This is a genomic window from Pseudomonas sp. C2.3V (assembly GCF_058536325.1).
The window spans coordinates 59,423-78,084 of record NZ_JBZUBN010000003.1 but is presented as its reverse complement, the minus strand read 5'-3'; the positions used below and the strand labels follow the sequence as shown (position 1 = coordinate 78,084).

General features: G+C 57.3%; 20 protein-coding genes. 19 read left to right on the top strand and 1 reads right to left on the bottom strand.

The window, feature by feature from the left end:
* The 19 genes from AC4LF3_RS23375 to traN all read left to right on the top strand — a co-directional run bounded on the left by AC4LF3_RS23375 (window position 1) and on the right by traN (window position 18,064).
* Window positions 1–585: a hypothetical protein gene (locus AC4LF3_RS23375; protein WP_019365470.1), complete on the top strand. Its 585-nt coding sequence runs from the start codon at window positions 1–3 to the stop codon at window positions 583–585.
* 65 nt (window positions 586–650) lie between these two features.
* The gene (locus AC4LF3_RS23370) at window positions 651–1,235 is read left to right on the top strand and encodes a hypothetical protein (protein ID WP_010799356.1); all 585 of its coding nucleotides are present in this window, start codon (window positions 651–653) and stop codon (window positions 1,233–1,235) included.
* The gene (locus tag AC4LF3_RS23365) at window positions 1,192–1,821 is read left to right on the top strand and encodes an IncC plasmid conjugative DNA transfer DtrJ family protein (RefSeq protein ID WP_125913184.1); all 630 of its coding nucleotides are present in this window, start codon (window positions 1,192–1,194) and stop codon (window positions 1,819–1,821) included. The genes AC4LF3_RS23370 and AC4LF3_RS23365 overlap by 44 nt, the downstream gene beginning before the upstream one ends.
* Window positions 1,822–2,007: 186 nt before the next feature.
* Window positions 2,008–2,289 carry a type IV conjugative transfer system protein TraL gene (gene traL, locus AC4LF3_RS23360; RefSeq protein WP_125890224.1) on the top strand — a complete coding sequence of 94 codons (282 nt, stop codon included), beginning with the start codon at window positions 2,008–2,010 and terminating at the stop codon, window positions 2,287–2,289.
* Window positions 2,290–2,291: 2 nt separating this feature from the next.
* Complete coding sequence (locus tag AC4LF3_RS23355; RefSeq protein WP_230382308.1) at window positions 2,292–2,918, top strand: type IV conjugative transfer system protein TraE; 627 nt, start codon at window positions 2,292–2,294, stop codon at window positions 2,916–2,918.
* A gap of 11 nt (window positions 2,919–2,929) precedes the next feature.
* On the top strand, window positions 2,930–3,946 hold the full coding sequence (locus tag AC4LF3_RS23350; protein ID WP_197873359.1) for a TraK domain-containing protein: 1,017 nt from the start codon (window positions 2,930–2,932) through the stop codon (window positions 3,944–3,946).
* Window positions 3,947–3,948: 2 nt separating this feature from the next.
* Window positions 3,949–5,298 carry a TraB/TrbI/VirB10 family type IV secretion system protein gene (locus tag AC4LF3_RS23345; RefSeq protein WP_219653488.1) on the top strand — a complete coding sequence of 450 codons (1,350 nt, stop codon included), beginning with the start codon at window positions 3,949–3,951 and terminating at the stop codon, window positions 5,296–5,298.
* A gap of 97 nt (window positions 5,299–5,395) precedes the next feature.
* On the top strand, window positions 5,396–5,995 hold the full coding sequence (traV, locus tag AC4LF3_RS23340; protein ID WP_197873358.1) for a type IV conjugative transfer system lipoprotein TraV: 600 nt from the start codon (window positions 5,396–5,398) through the stop codon (window positions 5,993–5,995).
* Window positions 5,992–6,423: a TraA family conjugative transfer protein gene (gene traA, locus AC4LF3_RS23335; RefSeq protein WP_232235679.1), complete on the top strand. Its 432-nt coding sequence runs from the start codon at window positions 5,992–5,994 to the stop codon at window positions 6,421–6,423. Before traV ends, traA begins: the two co-directional genes overlap by 4 nt.
* Before the next feature lie 146 nt (window positions 6,424–6,569).
* The gene (locus tag AC4LF3_RS23330; protein ID WP_232235678.1) at window positions 6,570–6,995 is read left to right on the top strand and encodes a hypothetical protein; all 426 of its coding nucleotides are present in this window, start codon (window positions 6,570–6,572) and stop codon (window positions 6,993–6,995) included.
* 878 nt (window positions 6,996–7,873) lie between these two features.
* A complete protein-coding gene (locus AC4LF3_RS23325) occupies window positions 7,874–8,143 on the top strand; it encodes a hypothetical protein (protein WP_125890181.1) in 270 nt (89 codons plus the stop codon).
* 175 nt (window positions 8,144–8,318) lie between these two features.
* Complete coding sequence (locus tag AC4LF3_RS23320; protein ID WP_125913207.1) at window positions 8,319–9,047, top strand: thioredoxin fold domain-containing protein; 729 nt, start codon at window positions 8,319–8,321, stop codon at window positions 9,045–9,047.
* On the top strand, window positions 9,047–11,707 hold the full coding sequence (gene traC, locus AC4LF3_RS23315) for a type IV secretion system protein TraC (RefSeq protein ID WP_125913206.1): 2,661 nt from the start codon (window positions 9,047–9,049) through the stop codon (window positions 11,705–11,707). The genes AC4LF3_RS23320 and traC overlap by 1 nt, the downstream gene beginning before the upstream one ends.
* On the top strand, window positions 11,704–12,237 hold the full coding sequence (locus AC4LF3_RS23310; protein WP_125913205.1) for a hypothetical protein: 534 nt from the start codon (window positions 11,704–11,706) through the stop codon (window positions 12,235–12,237). Before traC ends, AC4LF3_RS23310 begins: the two co-directional genes overlap by 4 nt.
* A complete protein-coding gene (locus tag AC4LF3_RS23305) occupies window positions 12,234–12,428 on the top strand; it encodes a hypothetical protein (RefSeq protein WP_125913204.1) in 195 nt (64 codons plus the stop codon). The genes AC4LF3_RS23310 and AC4LF3_RS23305 overlap by 4 nt, the downstream gene beginning before the upstream one ends.
* On the top strand, window positions 12,415–12,942 hold the full coding sequence (locus AC4LF3_RS23300; RefSeq protein WP_125913203.1) for a S26 family signal peptidase: 528 nt from the start codon (window positions 12,415–12,417) through the stop codon (window positions 12,940–12,942). The genes AC4LF3_RS23305 and AC4LF3_RS23300 overlap by 14 nt, the downstream gene beginning before the upstream one ends.
* The gene (locus tag AC4LF3_RS23295) at window positions 12,917–14,275 is read left to right on the top strand and encodes a TrbC family F-type conjugative pilus assembly protein (protein WP_125913202.1); all 1,359 of its coding nucleotides are present in this window, start codon (window positions 12,917–12,919) and stop codon (window positions 14,273–14,275) included. Before AC4LF3_RS23300 ends, AC4LF3_RS23295 begins: the two co-directional genes overlap by 26 nt.
* Window positions 14,272–15,357, top strand: a complete 1,086-nt coding sequence (locus AC4LF3_RS23290) for a TraU family protein (RefSeq protein ID WP_232235677.1) — start codon at window positions 14,272–14,274, stop codon at window positions 15,355–15,357. The genes AC4LF3_RS23295 and AC4LF3_RS23290 overlap by 4 nt, the downstream gene beginning before the upstream one ends.
* A 13-nt stretch (window positions 15,358–15,370) precedes the next feature.
* Complete coding sequence (gene traN, locus AC4LF3_RS23285; RefSeq protein ID WP_197873357.1) at window positions 15,371–18,064, top strand: conjugal transfer mating pair stabilization protein TraN; 2,694 nt, start codon at window positions 15,371–15,373, stop codon at window positions 18,062–18,064.
* Between the two features lie 58 nt (window positions 18,065–18,122).
* Here the strand turns inward: traN and AC4LF3_RS23280 are convergent, their stop codons facing one another.
* Window positions 18,123–18,662 (bottom strand): hypothetical protein, encoded by a 540-nt coding sequence (locus AC4LF3_RS23280; protein WP_125913200.1) that lies wholly within the window; start codon window positions 18,660–18,662, stop codon window positions 18,123–18,125.

Sequence of the window (18,662 nt, the reverse complement as noted above, 5' to 3'; positions counted from 1 at the left end):
ATGAATAATTTCAGTTACTACACTTTAAATCCTGAAGTAAACCTGATCGTTCAGCAGCATGGATTCAACCGCAGATTCAGGGCAATACGCTCGCTTGAAAAACACCACCATTACTGGAATATTCTGGAAATAGACTGGCCTTGTGCAAAAGATTATATGGAAGATATCTATCACACTATTGGTGAAGGTATCCTGCACCAGAACCGCCCGATAATCTGGTCTGTGGTTGACAAGGCCATGGCTGAATATGCCGCTGCTGTTCAGAACGTCAATGGCGATGGCAAGTTGAATGACTTCTACCGATTCGCAACTATTATCAATAACATTATATCCAGTACGGTCAAACTTCTTGATGTCACCATAAGTGATACATCAGGAAACGCATGGAATCTTTTCTCTGAAAAAACCGCCTGTGAAGTTCTTGAGCCCGACCAGAGGCTCTCTGCCACGCCCTTGTCTGCCAGCCAGATAACTGAGGCCAGGCGCCGGCTGTTAAACCTTCTGCATGAGCGCTATCGCGGAATCCTGACGGATACGCGATATGAAGAACCCATCGTGGCTAATGCTCTTCCTATTCTCTATTAAACAAGCCAAATCGTTATCAAGGGAAGTATCCCGATCTCATATGAGTGGCAGCCCTGGACGGACCTATGAATAATTCCAACTACTACACCTTAAACCCGGAAGTAAATCTTATAATCAAGCCACTGGGATTCAATCGAAGATTCAGGGCCATTACTTCACTGAATAAGCATATTCATTACTGGGAAATACTTGATATTGACTGGGCACGCATCAACGCCTACATGGAAAATGTCTATAACCATATTGGCGAGGGAATCCTGCACCAGAACCGTCCGGTTATCTGGTCGGTTGTAGACAAAACCATGACCGAATATACCGCCGCCGTACTCAATGTAAACGGCGATGGCAAACTTAATAATTATTATCGGCTCGCAGTCATCGTCAATACGATCATATCCACTACCGTAAAACTCCTGGGCGTGACCCTTTCGGACAGGTCCGGTCATTCGTGGAACCTGCTTTCTGACAGGACTGCCTGTGAAGTGCTTAATGCCGATGACCCGCTGACTGCCACGCCGCTTACGCAAGCTGAAATCACCGAGGCACGGCGTCTGCTGATCAGCCTCCTGCATGATCGCTATCTCGACATACTGACGGGTACCAAATATGAAGACGCCATTGTGGCTGACACTCTTCCTCGTCGCTATTGAGCTGTTGCTGGTTACGGTCTTTATTCCGGGCGACTGGACCGAACGGGTGATTCGGGAGGAGTCGGCCATGGTGCGTAGCCACCTGGGCGAGGAATCGCAGGCCTACGTCAACACCAAGGCCATGAACTGGTACAAGGGCGCCGTGTTTGAAACCGGCGTCTATCCGGCGCTGCATCGCCTGATGATACCCAGTGAAGAGGAAGCCGCTCGCAGCCGGGGCATGGAGCGCATGGGCGATTTTCTCTTCTCGTGGATGGAAGACCGCCTCAATGCGCTGATGCACATGGTCTACCAGATCTGCGCGCGGCTGGCGCTGTTGTCGATCTGGCTCCCCTATATGGCGCTGCTGCTGATCCCGGCCATCTGGGACGGGTTCATGCGGCGCAGGGTCAAGCAGACCAACTACGATTATGCCTCTCCGGTGTGGAACCGCTACGGCATGCTCAGTGCCTCGGTTGCCGCGCAGGCGGTGCTGATTGCCTTTATCAGCCCCATTGCCATCAACCCGGCGATCCTGCCGATTGTCATGATGTTTGTGTGCGTGATGATGGGCGTGTTTGTCGGCAACCTGCAAAAGCAGATTTGAAGATGTACGAGCATCATCCTCCAATACGTGAAAGAGTATTTTTTCAGAGCCGCGCCTAAAAATTTTAGAATTATTTATACCCAAACCTCGTGGTTGATACCCGCGCGGGTACCAACCACGACCATAGCCCGTCTACCTCTTACTTCACAATAAGCCCTGACCTGGTAACAGACTGAGGGCTCTACTGTGAAAGCCATAAACATCCCTACGCGCTGTGACGATCCGCTGCATGTTCTGATCTGGAGTCTTGATGAGCTGGTGCCTCTGGGCGTTGGCCTGCTCTTTGGCATGGCCATCGGCAAGGCGCTCCTGTGCGGTGCTATCGGTTATGCCGTGACGTTTCTCTACCAGAAGTACAAGGACGGTCATGCCGATGGCTACCTTGTCCATATCGCCTACTGGTTTGGTGCGATCCCGGCCCGTTCGAAAACGCTGCTCAATCCCTTTATTCAGAGGGTACTGCCGTGAAGATGAACGCCATGCTGAGCAAGTGGAACTGGGCATTGCTGGAAAACAAGTACTCCCGCTACGCCGTTGTGGGTCTGGTGGCTTGTCTTGCGCTAACACTGGGCATGCTGGTGTTCAAGAGGCCGGTTGTGGTGCTTCAGCCCTATACCCTCAAGCAGGAAGCCTTTGTTACGGCTGACGAAGCGGGCCAGTCCTATCACGAGGCCTGGGGCATGTTTCTGTCGCTCCTGATGGGCAACATCACGCCGGGTAATGTGCAGTTTGTGCGTGAGCGCCTTGAGCCGCTGCTGTCGCCCCGAATCTTTCAGGAAGCCATGGAAGCGATCCAGTCTCAGGCCGAGATCATCCGAAAGGACCGCATCAGCATGACCTTCGAGCCGCGCAACGTGGTGTTCGAGCGCGCGTCCGGCAAGGTCTTTGTGTTTGGTAACAGTTCGGTGATCAGCCCCAACGGCGAGACGCGCCGTGACCGCCGCACCTACGAGTTCAGGATCAAGATCGACAACTACCTGCCTGTCGTCACGTTCATGACGACCTACGCCGACCGCCCCCACACGCTTGATGTGCTGGAAAAGCAGAGCAAGGCCGCCGAGCGTGCGGCTGAGCGCGCCAGCAAAGCCGGTAAATAGAGGAGCCACCTGTGAAACCTATCCCTTTCATGACAGCGCTGGCCCTTGCCCTGGGCAGCATGCAGCAGACGCAGGCAGCCGGTATCGATATTCCGGTTATTCCGGCCAACCACGCCGAGGGGGGCGGCCCGGCCATTTCCGTACAGGCGCCGGTGCATCCGTCCTCGGTTCGAAGCACAACCCCCGAGATTCCCTCGGTCAGTCGCAGCGTAATGACCGAAGGCGTACCGCGGCCCATCACGCTGTCGCAGGCGCGTAGCGGCCAGACCCCTACCAATCCCGCCAGCATGGAGCTGAACCATGCCTCGCATATCCGGCTCAAGTCCGGTGAAAACGTGCTGGTGCCCATCGCCCGCTATCAGCTCAACCGAATAGTGACGCCTTTTGGCAAACCCGAGGTCAAGACTACCTCCAGTGCTACGACCGAGATTCTTAACAATATCGTCTATGTGGCCTCCTCGGATGAAGCCCCGGTGACCCTGTTTATCAACGACAAGGGCAATCCCGGCGTTGCCCTGTCCATTACGCTGATTCCGCAAACCATCCCGGCGCGTGAGGTCTCCTTTGAGCTGGATGAGCAGGGTCTTTCCGGCATGCGCCTGCCGCAGGCCAGCGAAGAGGCCGAGAAGTGGGAGACCAGCCAGCCCTATGTCGCCACGATCAAGGAGGTCATGCGCGACCTGGCGCTGGGGCAGACGCCTAGTGGCTATTCCATGAAGCCGGTGGGAAACAACACCTATGACCTGCCGCGCTGCGTACAGAATGGACTGGCCTTCGACTTCTCCCGTGGCCAGCAGATGCTGGGGCATAACCTCAAGGTCTTTATCGGGGTAGCCAAGAACACCTCCTCACAGCCGGTCGAGTTCAAGGAAGCGGCGTGTGGCAACTGGGATGTGGCGGCCGTCGCGGCCTATCCACGCAACATCCTGACCCCGCAGGAGCGCACCGAAGTGTTCGTGATCATGCGTAATGCGCCGGATCGCACGCGCACCACGCCACGGCCATCGCTGCTTTCCGGAGGGCAGTAAGTATGAATACGCTCACTACGGTTAAAGCGCGCTGGGATAACGTGAATCCCAGATATCGACGCATAGTTATGGTTGGTGCAGGCGTGCTCGTCATGGGGGTGGTGATATCCATCTTTGCCGGGGAAGGCGAGCGCACTCCCAAGAACACCGTACCGGACAAGCCTGTCACGACTGGCCTTACCGACCAGAACCTCAAGGACATCACCCTCGACTCGCTGGTGGCGCAGCTGCAGAAGTTTGACAAGGACAAGGACGACCTGTCGCGCAAGCTGGACGTGCTCTCGCGCGAAATGGAAGCCAGCAACCGCCCCGGCCTGATTGATGAAAAGATCAAGGCGGCGGTAGGCGGGCTTCAGTCACAGGTGGACGAGATCCGCAGCAGTGGCGTTGGCGGGGCAGCCCCAAACTACTTTGCACAGGCACCGGGTGAGGCAGGTACGCAGGAGGGACGCAAGACCGCTTCACGCGAACGCTATGTACCCGAGCGCAGCAAGGCCGACCCTAATCCTGTCCGTGAAGCCTTTAGCCGCAATCCGGCTGTAGCCACCGGACCGGATGGGCAGGGGCCGGAGATTCGCAGCACCGGTCGTGGCGAGCGCCAGCAAAAGGCACCCGAACCCATGCAGATCCGGACCTATCAGGAAAAGGAGGACGAAGCAGCCAAGCCCAAGGCAGCCGATGAGGAATCGGTATATCTGCCGCCTGCGTCGATCGTGACGGTCGCGCTGATCAACGGCATGGACGCCCCGACGTCACAGGGCGCACGGCGCGATCCCTTCCCGGCCATGGTGCGGGTGCAGTACGACGCCATCCTGCCCAACCGGTTCAAGGCCGACATCCGGGACTGTCACGCCATTATCAGCGGCTTTGGCGACCTGTCGTCCGAGCGCGCGTACCTTCGCGGCGAGCGGATCTCCTGCGTACGCAACGACGGCCAGGTGGTGGAAGCGGCGCTGGATGCCTATGCAGTCGGGGAGGATGGCAAGGCCGGTATTCGTGGCCGTCTGGTCTCCAAGCAGGGCTCGATCGTGGCGCGCTCGCTGCTCGCCGGTCTGGCCTCTGGTGCAGCCGAAGCCTTTAACGTCAGCCCCATCCCGGTACTGCAAACCGGAAACGTTGGCTCGACCAAGCAGTACCAGCAGAACTATTCCCCCGACATGGTTCAAGGAGCGGCGGCCAGCGGCGCATCCAGTGCGCTTGAGCGTATTGCCCAGTTCTACATCGACATGGCGGAAAACATCTTTCCGGTCATCGAGGTGGATGCCGGACGCCAGATCGAGCTGGTACTGAGCAAAGGGGCGGAGCTCAAGTTCTCGCAGGTCAAGAAGCGTAACCCACGTGAGCGTCGCTAGTACCGTTTATCGGGAACCGGCCTGAAAAGAGCCTTGCGCAAAATAAATCTTCATTTAGGTGCCCGCGCGGGTACCAACCACGAGGATAGGTACCGAAATGATCAAGTTAGGATTCGTTCCAGTTGCGGTGATGACAGCGTTCCTGAGCGGTTGCTCATGGATGCAGGTAGGCGAGAACGACTACAGCTGTCCGGGTATGCCGGGCGATGCGTTGTGCAAGTCGAGTCGCGATATCTACAGCGCGACCGACGATGGAAATGTGCCCTTGCCCATGGACCCGTCAGGGGAGGGCAGGGAAGGCAAACAGGAGGGACACGCAGAAAGCCGGGAGCAAAAACTCTCCGGCCGCAGCGAGAACCCGCAGGACGTGGTGAGCACCTTTGTGTCACCGCGTCTGCCGGATCAGCCGGTTCCGGTACGAACCCCCGCGCAGGTGATGCGGGTCTGGCTCGCACCCTGGGAGGACGACACCGGTGATCTGGTGGTGAGTGGATATATCTACACGGAGATTCAGCCGCGTAGATGGGTTATTGGCGAAGAGGCGCCGACAGCCGCCCCGAGGCTCAAGGCACTCTCGCCGGTAAGCAGTGGGAGCAACACCAGCAACACCAGCAGTACCAACAGTACCAGCAGTCACGGTACCGAACAAAAACCGGGGATCTCGAACGAAACTAAACGTACGGAGCGATTGCAATGACCAAGAACTTCCAGCTGGTTGATGTAGTAAGCGCATTGAAAACCAAGGCCACTCAGGTACGCAGCAAAGTAACAGGACGAGCACTGACCACCGCAGCGGTCATGGGTGCGATGGGCGCAATGATGGTTGTACCGGAAGCGGCCATGGCCGGTACGGGCGGTGCCGAGTTTGAGGATGTGTGGCAAACGCTGGTGGACTGGACGCAGGGAACGCTGGGCCGGATCATTGCCATCGGTATCATTCTGGTCGGTGCGTGCGTTGGCGTTGTTCGCCAGTCGCTGATGACCTTTGCCGTGGGCCTTGCCATGGGCATGGGCCTGTACAACGCGCCTACGGTCGTGGAATCGATCATGGGCTCCACCCTCTCGCACATCGCGGCCATGCCGGCCACCATGCAGTTCATCTCCAACGGACTGAGCCTGTTCTAACCCTCCCTTTAACGCCCTCTCCTTTAAGCGGTAGCCCTGGAGCTACCGCTTTTTGTTTGTGGCTCTTTTTGACCACTTGCACTTGCATCCCTGAAAACCCGTGAGACGTTGGTAGTACACCCCTTGAGATGCGCGAGGTCACGTCCATGCAATCCACCACCCTGACGAACATTTCCGATCGTATCTGGCTCGCGGAATACCACTTGAACCTTCAGACCTGGAGTGCCTTCTTTCTGGCGCGTCTTCGTGGGCTGGATTCGATACGGCTGCGGGTACTGGCAGGGCAGGTGCCGGTCTATGAGGCGGGCCGCTATATCGATGCCTTCGATCTGTATCACGCCATCGAAAAGCGAGCCGGTACCTCTCATATTGCGGAGCAGTGGGAGTACGAAGTGGCCTGCGAGGTGCATCGGGTCGCTGAAGGAATGTCGGCCTCGGATGCCGAGGTACTCCTGTATGCGTCAGGACTTAACGGCGTCTCGCTCGATGAGCTTGAGTACGCATCCCTGAAAGCAATTGCAGAGGCGCGGGAAGCTTTGGAGGGTGCCCTGGAAGACATTCCTTTTATTTGATTCTAGTGAGGTCCGATTGGGAGGTTTAAGGTGATAACTCAAGCCAACGGGAAAGGGTATTTCGAGCTCTTGCTGGCAGCCGCAATAGCCTGTGCACAGCACAGGCTAGTCTTTTCAATTCATGCTTGCCCAGCGGCTGGGAGCGATGCTGAAAAAGCATGCAGTGCAGCGGTGTATAGCGCTGTCAGCGCGCTTGAGAGGCTGGCAAGGCATTGCCGAAAGACGGGGCAAGATGCTCGGCATTCGCCTCTCTTTGATGCCGTTGGTGATCTGGCTTATATCTACGAGGCCACCTTTGAGCATGGCCGGGCTGTGCGTTGCGTTGACCTGAGTCCCGAGGCTATTCGCATAGCCCTTGATCGTGGCAACACGCTCCTTTGTGCGGAATGAGAGATCAGGGTTTCCAGACCTCGGGAAATCACGGATGAATATGGCATGCCACGCTGGGGCTATTTAACGGAGGTGCGTAGCAAAAAGGGCAAGGTGTGGAAATTTGAGGAGGCTGATCCGGCACGCCTCGCTCAGGCGATTTATGCACTGTTGGCATCCTGCCCGCCCTAAAGCTCACCGCTTGTACAGCACTTAGGAGCCATTTCCAGCGCACACAAAAAACCCGCCGAAGCGGGTTTTTGCTGACCGTGCTCAATGTCCGTATCAAGCTGCCATCCTGGCCTGGTCATCATCCTTGACCTGACTGAGCGCGTCCTGCGCTCCATCCAATGCGCATAGATTAGTGATCTGCCGCTGCTGGAGAAAGAGCTGCTTTTCCTGTCGTCGTGTAAGCCTTTTGCTATAGCACCAATCAAAACGTGGCCGTTGATCAATTATCCCTGTATGCAGACTAACTCAGTACACTCTGCTTTTTAAGGAACGCGCCAATGCTCATCGTGCGTCTGCAAAGTGGTGTGACCTATACACTGGAAAAATCGGTTGGCAATGCCGGCAAGCACGGCATCTGGGAGTTTCACCGAAGTGCCAACTCCTACATGCGTCCGCCGGATTACACCCCGTTTCGACATGCCGCTATCCTTCCGGCTGAGCCTGCCGATGGCCAGTCGGTCAGCCTGTCGATCTGCAAACCCGGTATGCCCGAGGAGCAGTGGATCGAGGTAGGCGAGGGGACTGCAACCTACGATTCGGATCGCTGATCCAGCTGCCAGAAAAGGCAGAATTTACCCTCACAGCAGCTCTCGCCTGAAAATATTTTATTTTTTTATAGCCAAACCCCGTGGTTGGTACCCGCGCGGGTATCAACCACGACCATAGCCGTGTCCCTCTTGGGTTTACGCTTGCAGACCTCACACTTAGCGTTCCGAGGTCCGCATGTCTCGTCCAACTTTCAACCTTGCGCTCGCGTTGGTAGTGGGCCTCGGCTTAGCCGAATCGGCCCTGGCTGCAAAGCCTATTACCCCCCAGACCATCGAACAGGCCGCAAAGACCATTACCGGGCAGGCCAGCCTTCCGGTGGATGGCATGAAGGTGCTCCAGTCCGAGGGCAAGCTCTACTTCATCAGTGGCAACGGTCGGTATGTCTTCAGGGGTGAGGTGTACGACACCTGGCTACAAAGCCATATCGACACTATTGCACAGGCGCAGGAGTCCTCCTCGCGCATCCTGCTCTCGAAGATGGGCGTCAAGGTTGATGACCTGCTTTCCATACGCATGGGCCATGGCGCAAAGGAAGTGGTGTTCTTTACCGATCCCCAGTGCTCCTACTGCCATGCGCTGGCCAATGAAGCCAACCAGTACACAAGCGAGTTCACCTTTGTGTTTGTGCCGGTCCCTGCGCTGGGCGATGAGTCCAATCGCCTGATCAAGCGCCTGGCCTGCGCAAGGGATGAGCGCCAGCAGCTCGATGCCCTCCTGAACGGCACGATCGAGCAACTCGAAACGCTCAACAAGTGCCCCGAAGAGAAATACGCCAAGTCCCTGGTGACCGCCAACCTGCTCGGTGTGGACGGTATTCCGTACCTCATCAGCGACGACGGCCGGGTTTCGCGTGGGCGCCCGAAAAACTTCGAAGCATGGCTTAGTGGCAAGGGGGATCAATAATGGAATTCATCAGCTGTAGAGAAGAGCACGCCGAGGGCATTATTCCTCGTGAGGTCAGGGCCTCCCAGCTCTCACCTGTCATCGCCTATGACGAGGAAAAGGAATACTTCTTCAATAACGACGGCACCATTGGCTTGGGCTTTATGTGTCGGCCACTGCCGGGCGCGGATCAGGGCCTGCAGGACCGCATCAACAACATGCTCAACCAGCCCTTTCCCAACGATTCGATCATCTCGTTTCTGCTGTTTCTGTCGCCTGAAATACAGGCCTCCCTGCACTCCATGGAACGGCTTCGTGAAGGCTTTCATCACCCGCTTTTAAGTGAGATCGTCACCAACCGCGTAAGCTTTCTGAACCACCATACCCGTGAACCCATGGTCTCGCGTGGCCAGAAGGGCTACTTCAACAATGGCGTGATCCATGACCAGAAGCTGGTCATCACGCTAAAGATCCCGATCAAGGAACGTCTGCCCAGTACAAAAGAGCTGGAAGAGCTGTTTACCGCAGGCGAGAAGCTTGAGTCCTCGCTCAACAATATTGGCTTTGCGCCGCGCAAGCTTGACGCCTACCAGCTCAAGCGCACCCTGACCACCCTGCTCAACTGGGGTGAGCGCTCCAGCTGGCGGCTCGGGGAAGAACCCTGGGACGAGACCTCGCCTATCAATGAGCAGATCTTTGATTACGACACCGATGTCGAGGTCAAGAAAACTCATCTGCGCATGGGTGAAACCTACGTCAAGATCCTCTCGGCCAAGCGTCTGCCCAAAACCGCGTTCTTTGGCGATGCCATTGGCTACGTGGGCGACCTGAGCGGGCAGGGGCAGTCGATCAAGGAAAACTATGCCGTCTGCTGCAACGTGTACTACCCCAACGCGCAAAAGCAGAAGAAGAGTCTGGATCGCAAGCGCACCCTGACCGTGAATCAGGCCTTTGGCCCGCTGCTCAAGATCGTCCCGGTACTGGGCGAGAAAAAGGAGAGCTTTGACGTACTCGAAAGCTCCATGCAGGCTGGCAATCGGCCCTTGCGCATGAACTACTCGGTCATGATTTTTGCGCCCACGCTCAAGCGTGTGGAGTCGGCTGCGACCGCCCTTCAGGATATCTGGGCGGAAAGCAAATTCACGATGATGCAGGACAAGTTTATCCAGCTGCCCATGCTGATCAATTCCCTGCCTTTCGGTGCTGATCACAAGGCGGTTATTGAGCTGAACCGCTACAAGACGCTGACCTCCGAGCACGCCACGGTTCTCTTGCCGCTGTTTGGGGAATGGAAGGGTACCGGAACCCCTCATGTGGGCCTGGTCTCGCGCAACGGCCAGTTCATGTCGCTGTCGCTTCACGACTCGCAAACCAACAAGAACGGTGTCATCGCAGCGGAGTCCGGTTCGGGCAAGTCGTTTTTTGCCAACGAACTGCTGACCGCCTACATGAGCGAGGGCGCGCATGTCTGGGTGATCGATGCGGGCAAGTCCTACGAAAAGCTCTGCGAGACGCTGGAGGGCTCCTACGTCCAGTTTGGCGAATCCTCGACGATATGCCTGAACCCCTTCGATATCGTGGTGGACTATTTCGATGATGAGGATGCCCTGGTCGCTCAGGTCATGGCCATGGCTTCGCCCAAGGGCAACCTTGAGGAATTTCAGATCGCTGAGACGCGCCGGCTGATGGCAAACATCTGGAGGCAGAAGGGCAATGCGATGCTGGTGGACGACATTGCCGAGGCCTGCCTTGCTCATCATGATCAGCGTGTAAAGGATGTGGGTAGCCAGCTGTATGTGTTTACCAGGGACGGCAGTTATGGCAAGTACTTCCACGGCAAGAACAACATGCGCTTTACCAACCAGTTCACGGTGCTTGAACTGGATGAATTGCAGGGTCGTACACACCTGCGCCAGATCGTTCTGCTCCAGCTGATCTACCAGATCCAGCAGGCGGTGTATCACGGTGATCGTAACGTCAAGAAAATCGTATTCATCGACGAGGCCTGGGACCTGCTCAAGGAGGGTGATATCTCCAAATTTATGGAGCATGCCTACCGCAAGTTCCGTAAATATCAGGGCTCGATACTGATCGCCACGCAGTCCGTCAATGACCTGTACGAGAACCCTGTCGGGCGGGCCATTGCCGAGAACAGTGCGTTCATGTTCCTGCTGGGACAGACCAGCGAGACGGTAGAGTCGATCAAGCGCTCGGGTCGACTGACGCTGTCCGATGGTGGCTTTAGTCTGCTCAAGACCGTGCACACCGTCACGGGGGTGTATTCCGAGATCTTTATCCGCAGCAAGGCAGGTATCGGGGTCGGTCGGCTATTCGTTGGCCCCTTCCAGAAGCTCCTGTACTCCACCGATCCCAATGACGTCGGCCAGATCGATCGTTATCGGGCCATGGGACTGGGTGTATCTGATGCCATTTATGCCGTGTTGCGGGACCGGGGCGAGCTGGACACGCGGGCAGACGATGAGGTGATTGAACAGGCCCAATCCCATGAGCGCAAGCTTCGCAAGAGTCGCTCAGCCAGCGCCAAGAGTGACCCCTCACCGCGACTGGTTCCCCTGTCGCTTCCAGAGGAGCCAGCGGTATCCGCTGAATCTCCTGCCTCCCCCGACAATCCTGCATCCACGCCAGCCACCGCCACCGCTGAAGAGGAGGTCACTCCATGAGCCAGTTAATAGCACATCCAACAGGCGCCAGTCCCGCTCATGATGATCATCGAGAGCAGACGGCAGCTCCGCACTCAACCTCTACGGTTCAGGAAAGTACAGGCGCTACAGGAGCCTCAACCCATGTACCGATTGAGCAAAGCTCGGTGACCACCTTGCAGATGCTCATGCTGGTGTTTGTGATTGGCCTGTTCATCATCTGCGGCATTCTTTTCAAGCGGGTCGTGGCGCTGGAGACCAGCCAGCCTTCGCTCGTGGTGGTGGACTTTGTGGCGCTGGCGCAGCGCTACAGCCGGGAAGGGGCGTCTGCCGAACAGGTTGCCCAGATCATGGCCAACACCAACCGGCGCGTGCTTGAACTCAAGGCGCAGGGCGTCACGGTGCTGGATGCCCGAGCGGTCCTAACCGCTCCTGATGATCTGTATCTGCCTGTTGAGCAGCTAGCCGCTTCTGGTGCGCCAGCCGCCGGTTCGGCTTCCGGCGTACCAGCCCTTAATCCCCTGTCAGCCCCTGCGAGGACTCAGCCATGAGTTACCGAAACGATGCTGCCATGCGTGAGCAGCTAGCCCAGATCATTCTGGCCAACTGCCGTATCGCCTTCAGGCTCAAGGAGGAGGGTCGCCCATCAGCCAGCAGCGCCGTACAGGATGTGCGGGATCGTGCGGTCCTTGGTCAGTCCTCCACTGACTTATCGGGAGGGGACCGTCATGAGAAGGTTTGATCGTATCGTTAACAAGAAGGAGTCCTGGGGCCGCTTCACCGTAAAGATGGCCCTGACTACGGCGCTGATCGTGGGCAGCGGGGCCATGTTCTTTTCCCGCTTTACCTTTGCCTATGACCCGCAACAGGTCATCAGCATCAAGGGCTACAGCTTTTACCTGATCGATCGCGGCGACAAGAGCATGGAGAAGGGCAAGCTCTACGCCTTTCACCCCAAGGTTATTCCGGGCATCTACACCCCCGAGCATCGACTGGTGAAGTACCTGCGTGGCGTACCTTCGGACAGGGTGGAGATCAACCTCAAGGAGCAGGTCAAGGTCAACGGCGAGATCGTGGCCGTGGGCCTGGTGCATGCCGACAAGCTTGGGCGCTCGCGCTCGTCCTTTATTGGCAAGGGCACCCTGGGTCCCAACGCCTACTGGTTCATGGGGGATGCCCCGCTTTCCTTTGACTCCCGCTACTGGGGCACCGTGACCAAGGAGCAGATCATTGGACGCTCATATCCCCTTTTCTAGGGCCATGCTGGCTCTTTCACTGGTACTGGGGGCGGCGCAGGCCGCCTCTGGTGCTGACCTTCCGGATCTTGAAAGCATGCCACCGGAAATCGAGCAGGGCCGCGATCTTCGCACCTTCCTGACACCCCGGCAGGACACCGAGAAGAGCGCAGTGGTAGGCAGTACCCATCTGGGCAGTACGGCGCTGACTGCTGAGGATCAGGCCATTGTGGAGCAGGGAGAGGCCATCAAGCAGGGTGCTGGCGCAGCCATTGACCTCAATACGCTCAAGAACTCTTCGATGGACAAGGCCATGGGGGAGGCCACCGAGCTGGTGCGCTCAATGGAGGAAACCGATCCCACGCTACGGGCGGCCAGGATGGAAGCGCGCAAGAACGAGACCTATGCCCATCACTCCATGCTCCTGTTTGTCTCGCTTTCCCTGGGCAAGGCGGCGCTCAAGGAAGTCTTCGAGATGGCCTCCGAGCGTCAGGACGTGGTGCTGGTGTTTCGTGGCGTACCGGAAGGCATGAAGCTCGACGAGGGGATGAAGCACTACCAGCATCTGATCGCTGAATACGACCCGCTGCCCAACCTCGTGATCGATCCTACGTTGTATCGGGATTACAAGGTCACAGAGGTGCCCACCCTGATTACGATGGAAAAGGGTACTGACACTCAGTTCACCGACAAGCATGAGCTGGCACGGGTAGAAGGCTTGAGTTCACCGGAATGGCTGGAAAAGCAGGTCGCCGAGGGGCAGACCGGCGATCAGGGCCGCCGAGGGCCGGTGATGGAAATAGCCGAGCAGGACCTGATCGAGATGATGCAGGAGCGCGTGGCGGGTGTTGACTGGGAAGCCAAGAAGCAGGCCGCCGTTGGACGGTTCTGGCAAAAACAGCAGTTCAACTATATTCCGCCCGCCTCGCACTCCCGTACCCGCACCATCGATCCCAGCGTGACCGTGCTGCAGGATCTGACTGGCGCAGACGGCAAGGTCCTGATGAAAGCCGGTACGGTACTCAACCCACTGGATCAGGTGCCCTTTACGCAGGCGCTGGTGATCTTTGATCCATCGGTACCGGGCCAGATGAAGATTCTTGACCGTGTTCTTCCTGAACTGGCCAAACAGCCCAATATCAGGCAGCTGACCTATCTGGCCACCCAGATGGACAAGGAGCAGGGCTGGGAAGGGTATACCAGTCTCTCCAACCGTTTCGAAGCACCCGTGTACCTGGTGACCAAGGAGATCATCGAGCGCTTCGAGATCGAGCATACCCCCAGCATCGTGACCAGTGACGGCAAGGTGTTTGTGGTCAAGGAGCTGACAGCCAAGGACGGGAGCGCATTATGAATATGCAAACCTCCCGCTTTTTATGCAGCGTCACTCACCTCTTATTCATCTTTCTTCGTTTTGGACGCACGCTTGGGCATTTCCTATGCGCAGTCGCGTTTAGCCTATGCCTGGGTATGACCTCCTCTGCCAATGCTGCGGTGGGCTGCTACAGCGGTGATGTGATTGGCCCCAAGCTGATTACCGATATCTGCTGGGATTGCCTCTTTCCCCTGCGGGTAGCAGGCGTTTCCATCTCGGGTGAAACCAGCGGTGTGCCGGAGGGCGCCAGCAAGAAGTCGGCCTGCATGTGCTGGGACACCAACAATGTGCCGCGTCCGGGAATCAGCTCTGGCATGTGGGAGCCAGCGCGTCTGGTGGAGTTTCAGCGCGTACCGGGCTGTTCGTCAGTGCTCAACGGCGTGCGCTTTCCCTTTGACCGCACCTTTCAGGGCACGCATGGCTATGGCAGTGGCGGCAAGCAGGACGGCATGTTCATGCACTACCACTACTACGCCTTTCCGCTGCTGGTGATTCTGGATCTCTTTACCTCGGGCTGGTGCCAGAACGACGGCTACATGGACCTGGACGTGATGTACATGTCCGAGCTGGACCCGACCTGGAACAACGCCGAGCTGGCTTTCTTTGCCAACCCTGAAGCGGCTGCGGTGGCCAATCCGGTTGCGGCTACTGCCTGTAGCGCTGATGCCGTGGCGTCTGCTACCGGCAACCCCATTGAAAGCATGTTCTGGTGTGCGGGCAGCTGGGGCACGTTGTACCCACTGGTCGGCAGCGTGCCGGGCAATCGCGGCGTGATCAAGGGCAGCTCACTCCTGAGCGCGCGAGTGCTGGCAGCGCTGCATCGTCGCGGGCTGGCACACGGGACCATGGGTGATGGCGCCATGTGTGGCGGTGAGATCACGCCAACGCTTCCCAAGAGCCAGTACAAGCTATCCATCCTGCATCCACTGCCCGAAACCAAGAAGGGCCACAAGATTGGCGAGTCCACGCTGATCTGGGGGCAGGCCAGAACCATTCCAGCCGAAGGGCAGGACCCGATCTACACGATCTGGCGCTGGAAAGACTGCTGCATGACTCAATAGAGGTCAACCACCCATGAATAGAGCCGGACTTGTTTACCGCTCCACGGCCTGGGCCATGACAGCCCTGATGCTCTGGATGCCAATTGACCAGAAGCATGCGCAGGCGGCGGACATGAGCGCCATTGGCCATGAGGCGCAGCAGTTCGGGCGGGACATTACGCCTAACCCTTCTGACCTGGCCACCTACAGCGAGGATGGGACTCTGACGCTACCGGGTGCCAATACCTCGCTAAACATCAACGAGCTGTTTCCGGGCGGTACGGGTGATGAGGTCAACAAGTACTTCCCGCATGCCGCGGACCCTACGGATCTTCAGCAGCTCTACAACGATGGCGATGCGATGAACTCGGCGGGCACCGAAGCCCTGAGTACGCTCAGGTCCGAGCAGGACAGCGGGGAGGTGTCGTTGCAGGGACAGGCCTTTGAAGTGGTTCAGGGCGCACGGGCGGTGGGCAAGATGGATCTCACCAATGATCCCATGATGAACCAGACCAACCAGCTGTATACGGCCACCGACAGCGCGGATGGACTGTTTCCTGATTGTGATGACGGCACTGACCCGACCGCCAGCACCAACAAATTCCAGCAGTGCACCCGGCCCAACATGCCCAACGGCCAGTGCGAGGCGGACCATGACTATACCGTGGGCGTGATCGAGCACCATGCAGGCCCAGCCAACCTCAACTCCTGTGGTGCAGGCTGCATGCAGCTGTGGATCGGCGAGGTGGGTGACAACTACTGGTCCGGCAACTGTTCGATCAAGGAGCAGTACACTGAAGTCACGGTGATCAATCCTGAAGCAGTGATCAGTGCCCAGCTGGAGTACGCCAAGTGGGACGACTACATGCAGGTCTGGGTAGGACCCGCCGGTAACGAAAAACTCATCTGGCAGGGCCCCAACAATAACTTCCCACCCGAGACGGCTGGTGCCTGTGAGCTGAACAAGAGCTGGACCGCCAACCCCCTGGTTGATGTCACCAGCCTGTTCAAGAACGTCAAGGCAGGCGCCACGGTGCGCTTCAAGATCCGTGTCTCGGTTACTGGCGAAGGGGAAGGCTATGGGCGTATCCGGCTCAACTATGACTCGACCAAGGCGGTACAGGACAATGGCTGGGACCCGGCGGACTGCCTGGCGCGTACCAAGGAGGCAACCAAGTACTACAGCGACGTCTCCTACAGCTGCACGGAGATGCCGGCGCTGGATGGCGCGGGATGCATGACCCAGAACGGCGTCAGGGTGTGCGAGAGTGATTTCCCAAGTACGGGGCTTTCAGGTATCTCGCCCATGTGCCGCAGCATGACCGCCACGATCGATGCCAGTAAATCCATCGACGGCTACGAGGACACCTGTACCCCTCTGGCAGAAAATCCCCAGTGCGGGCTGGTGAAGTCGGTGTGCAGTGAGGCCACCGAGACGGGCGAGTGTATTCGCTTCACCGAGACCTATGACTGTGGTGCAGCGACCTCGAACGTAGCGTGCAAGCTCAAGATTGATCTGGCCGAGGCATTTCCGGGGTGCGTGGATAATCCCGAGGCCTGCCAGCGTTCGGTGAGCTGCATGGGCGCGGAGTGCATCGGCATCACGCGAGAGGTGAGTCAGGACTTCGACAAGGCGGCGTCGCTGCTTCAGGCTGCGCAGTTCATGGGCGAGGATCTGGCTTGTGCCGAGGCCGATGCCACGACAAACGTTGAGTGTGAGATCTTCAAGGCCGAACCGGGTGAATGCAAGAAAGCCATCGGTGGCTCGGTGGACTGCTGCGAGCAGCCAACCAACGTCTCGGTAGGCGACTACCTGACACTGGTCCTGGCGGTACCCAAGATCGATTCGGCGCTTATGAGTATCAAGAGTCAAAGCGCGCTCGGAGCTATCAAAAGCAGCTATGCCAGCTTGCGGAATCCCGTGGTCAATACCTTCCAGCCCATCACCAAGCCATTTACATCGTTTTACGATGGAATTATTGGTTTAAAGGACAAAGCTATTGAGACCGTGCAAAAGGAATTAGCAAAGCAGCTCAATAATCTGTTCTATAAGGCAATGGGCACAGCTGCTGAACAAGGAGGGACCGGAGCAGCTGGAGCAGCAGCAGGCCAAGCTACTGACTCTCTGTTAGGTAACACGCCAGGAGGAGAGATTGTACAAGGGGTGTCTAGCTCACTAGGCTTCTTGATGACAGTGTATACATATTACGTCATCGCCATGGTGATCATGGAAATGATCTGGGAGTGCGAAAAAGAGGAGTTTGAGCTCAATGCGCAGCGTGAGCTGGGCAACTGCCACAAGGTCGGCAAGTACTGCAAGACCAAGGTAGCGGGACTCTGTATCGAGGAGCGCGAATCGTATTGCTGCTTCAACTCACCGCTGTCCCGCATCATTCAGGAACAGGCCAGACCTCAACTCGGCAAGAACTGGGGCGACGCTGAGGAGCCGGAGTGCGGTGGGCTTACAATCGACGAGATTGGCCAGCTCAACTGGGACACGATTGACCTTACCGAGTGGGTCAATCTCCTGAACCTGCACAACCTCTATCCGACTACCGAAAACGTCACGCTGGAAACGCTCACAGGGCAGGGCAGTCTCCTGAACACCGACCAGCTGCGTGAAAACAGCGTGGACCGTACTGTCCGGGCTACAAATGAGGTAGACCTCAAGGGTGCGGCCAAGCGAGCAACGGATGCGATGGCTGCACCAGGAGGGCTGCAGAATTAAACGGAACAAGTAGCGGTAAAAAGGGGACCTATTAGGTCCCCTTTCTATTTACACTCTGTTAAACCCCTTTTGATTCCTTAAACCTCTGGATGGCAGCGCACAGGGCCTGGGCTCTGGCTAGCGCATCCTGATACATGCCTGTATCCCTTGATATCGGCTTGTTGAGGTTCAGGTACAGGTACAGCGCAGGGCGGTAGGCGGTGACCAGCTTGACCGCCACCATGAACAGCGTCCTGCTCTGAAGCTCCTCCCACGGAAAGAGCTGCCTGTCTTCTTCAGTTAGCGTCTCGATAACTTCGACCGAGACGATCTGATCAGGCGCGAGCGACTTTCGGCCAAACACGCATTTCCGGTGATTGGCCGCGACAAACACTGGGAAGCCATGCTCGGTATAGCACTGGCCAACGGTAAAATTGATCAACCGTCTGGCCTTTGTGCCAAGGTGTGCAATCAGGTTCTTTTGCAGCTCTGGATCATAAGGGTCCACCGATACGGTTTGCGGCTCGATCTTGAGCAGCGCCGGCCCTCTGACTCGCAGTCTGGCCAGCGCCTCGATCGCTTCCTGAAGCTCATCCGTCTGTTCCGACTTCATTGTCAT

What these genes read in the sequence shown, in the direction of transcription:
- AC4LF3_RS23280 (WP_125913200.1), bottom strand. Translation starts at nt 18,662, where the DNA reads ATGACAATGAAGTCGGAACAGACGGATGAGCTTCAGGAAGCGATCGAG.
- AC4LF3_RS23330 (WP_232235678.1), top strand. Translation starts at nt 6,570, where the DNA reads ATGCAATCCACCACCCTGACGAACATTTCCGATCGTATCTGGCTCGCG.
- AC4LF3_RS23305 (WP_125913204.1), top strand. Translation starts at nt 12,234, where the DNA reads ATGAGTTACCGAAACGATGCTGCCATGCGTGAGCAGCTAGCCCAGATC.
- AC4LF3_RS23300 (WP_125913203.1), top strand. Translation starts at nt 12,415, where the DNA reads ATGAGAAGGTTTGATCGTATCGTTAACAAGAAGGAGTCCTGGGGCCGC.
- traN (WP_197873357.1), top strand. Translation starts at nt 15,371, where the DNA reads ATGAATAGAGCCGGACTTGTTTACCGCTCCACGGCCTGGGCCATGACA.
- AC4LF3_RS23365 (WP_125913184.1), top strand. Translation starts at nt 1,192, where the DNA reads ATGAAGACGCCATTGTGGCTGACACTCTTCCTCGTCGCTATTGAGCTG.
- AC4LF3_RS23375 (WP_019365470.1), top strand. Translation starts at nt 1, where the DNA reads ATGAATAATTTCAGTTACTACACTTTAAATCCTGAAGTAAACCTGATC.
- AC4LF3_RS23320 (WP_125913207.1), top strand. Translation starts at nt 8,319, where the DNA reads ATGTCTCGTCCAACTTTCAACCTTGCGCTCGCGTTGGTAGTGGGCCTC.
- AC4LF3_RS23370 (WP_010799356.1), top strand. Translation starts at nt 651, where the DNA reads ATGAATAATTCCAACTACTACACCTTAAACCCGGAAGTAAATCTTATA.
- AC4LF3_RS23325 (WP_125890181.1), top strand. Translation starts at nt 7,874, where the DNA reads ATGCTCATCGTGCGTCTGCAAAGTGGTGTGACCTATACACTGGAAAAA.
- AC4LF3_RS23290 (WP_232235677.1), top strand. Translation starts at nt 14,272, where the DNA reads ATGAATATGCAAACCTCCCGCTTTTTATGCAGCGTCACTCACCTCTTA.
- traA (WP_232235679.1), top strand. Translation starts at nt 5,992, where the DNA reads ATGACCAAGAACTTCCAGCTGGTTGATGTAGTAAGCGCATTGAAAACC.
- traC (WP_125913206.1), top strand. Translation starts at nt 9,047, where the DNA reads ATGGAATTCATCAGCTGTAGAGAAGAGCACGCCGAGGGCATTATTCCT.
- AC4LF3_RS23355 (WP_230382308.1), top strand. Translation starts at nt 2,292, where the DNA reads ATGAACGCCATGCTGAGCAAGTGGAACTGGGCATTGCTGGAAAACAAG.
- AC4LF3_RS23310 (WP_125913205.1), top strand. Translation starts at nt 11,704, where the DNA reads ATGAGCCAGTTAATAGCACATCCAACAGGCGCCAGTCCCGCTCATGAT.
- AC4LF3_RS23345 (WP_219653488.1), top strand. Translation starts at nt 3,949, where the DNA reads ATGAATACGCTCACTACGGTTAAAGCGCGCTGGGATAACGTGAATCCC.
- traV (WP_197873358.1), top strand. Translation starts at nt 5,396, where the DNA reads ATGATCAAGTTAGGATTCGTTCCAGTTGCGGTGATGACAGCGTTCCTG.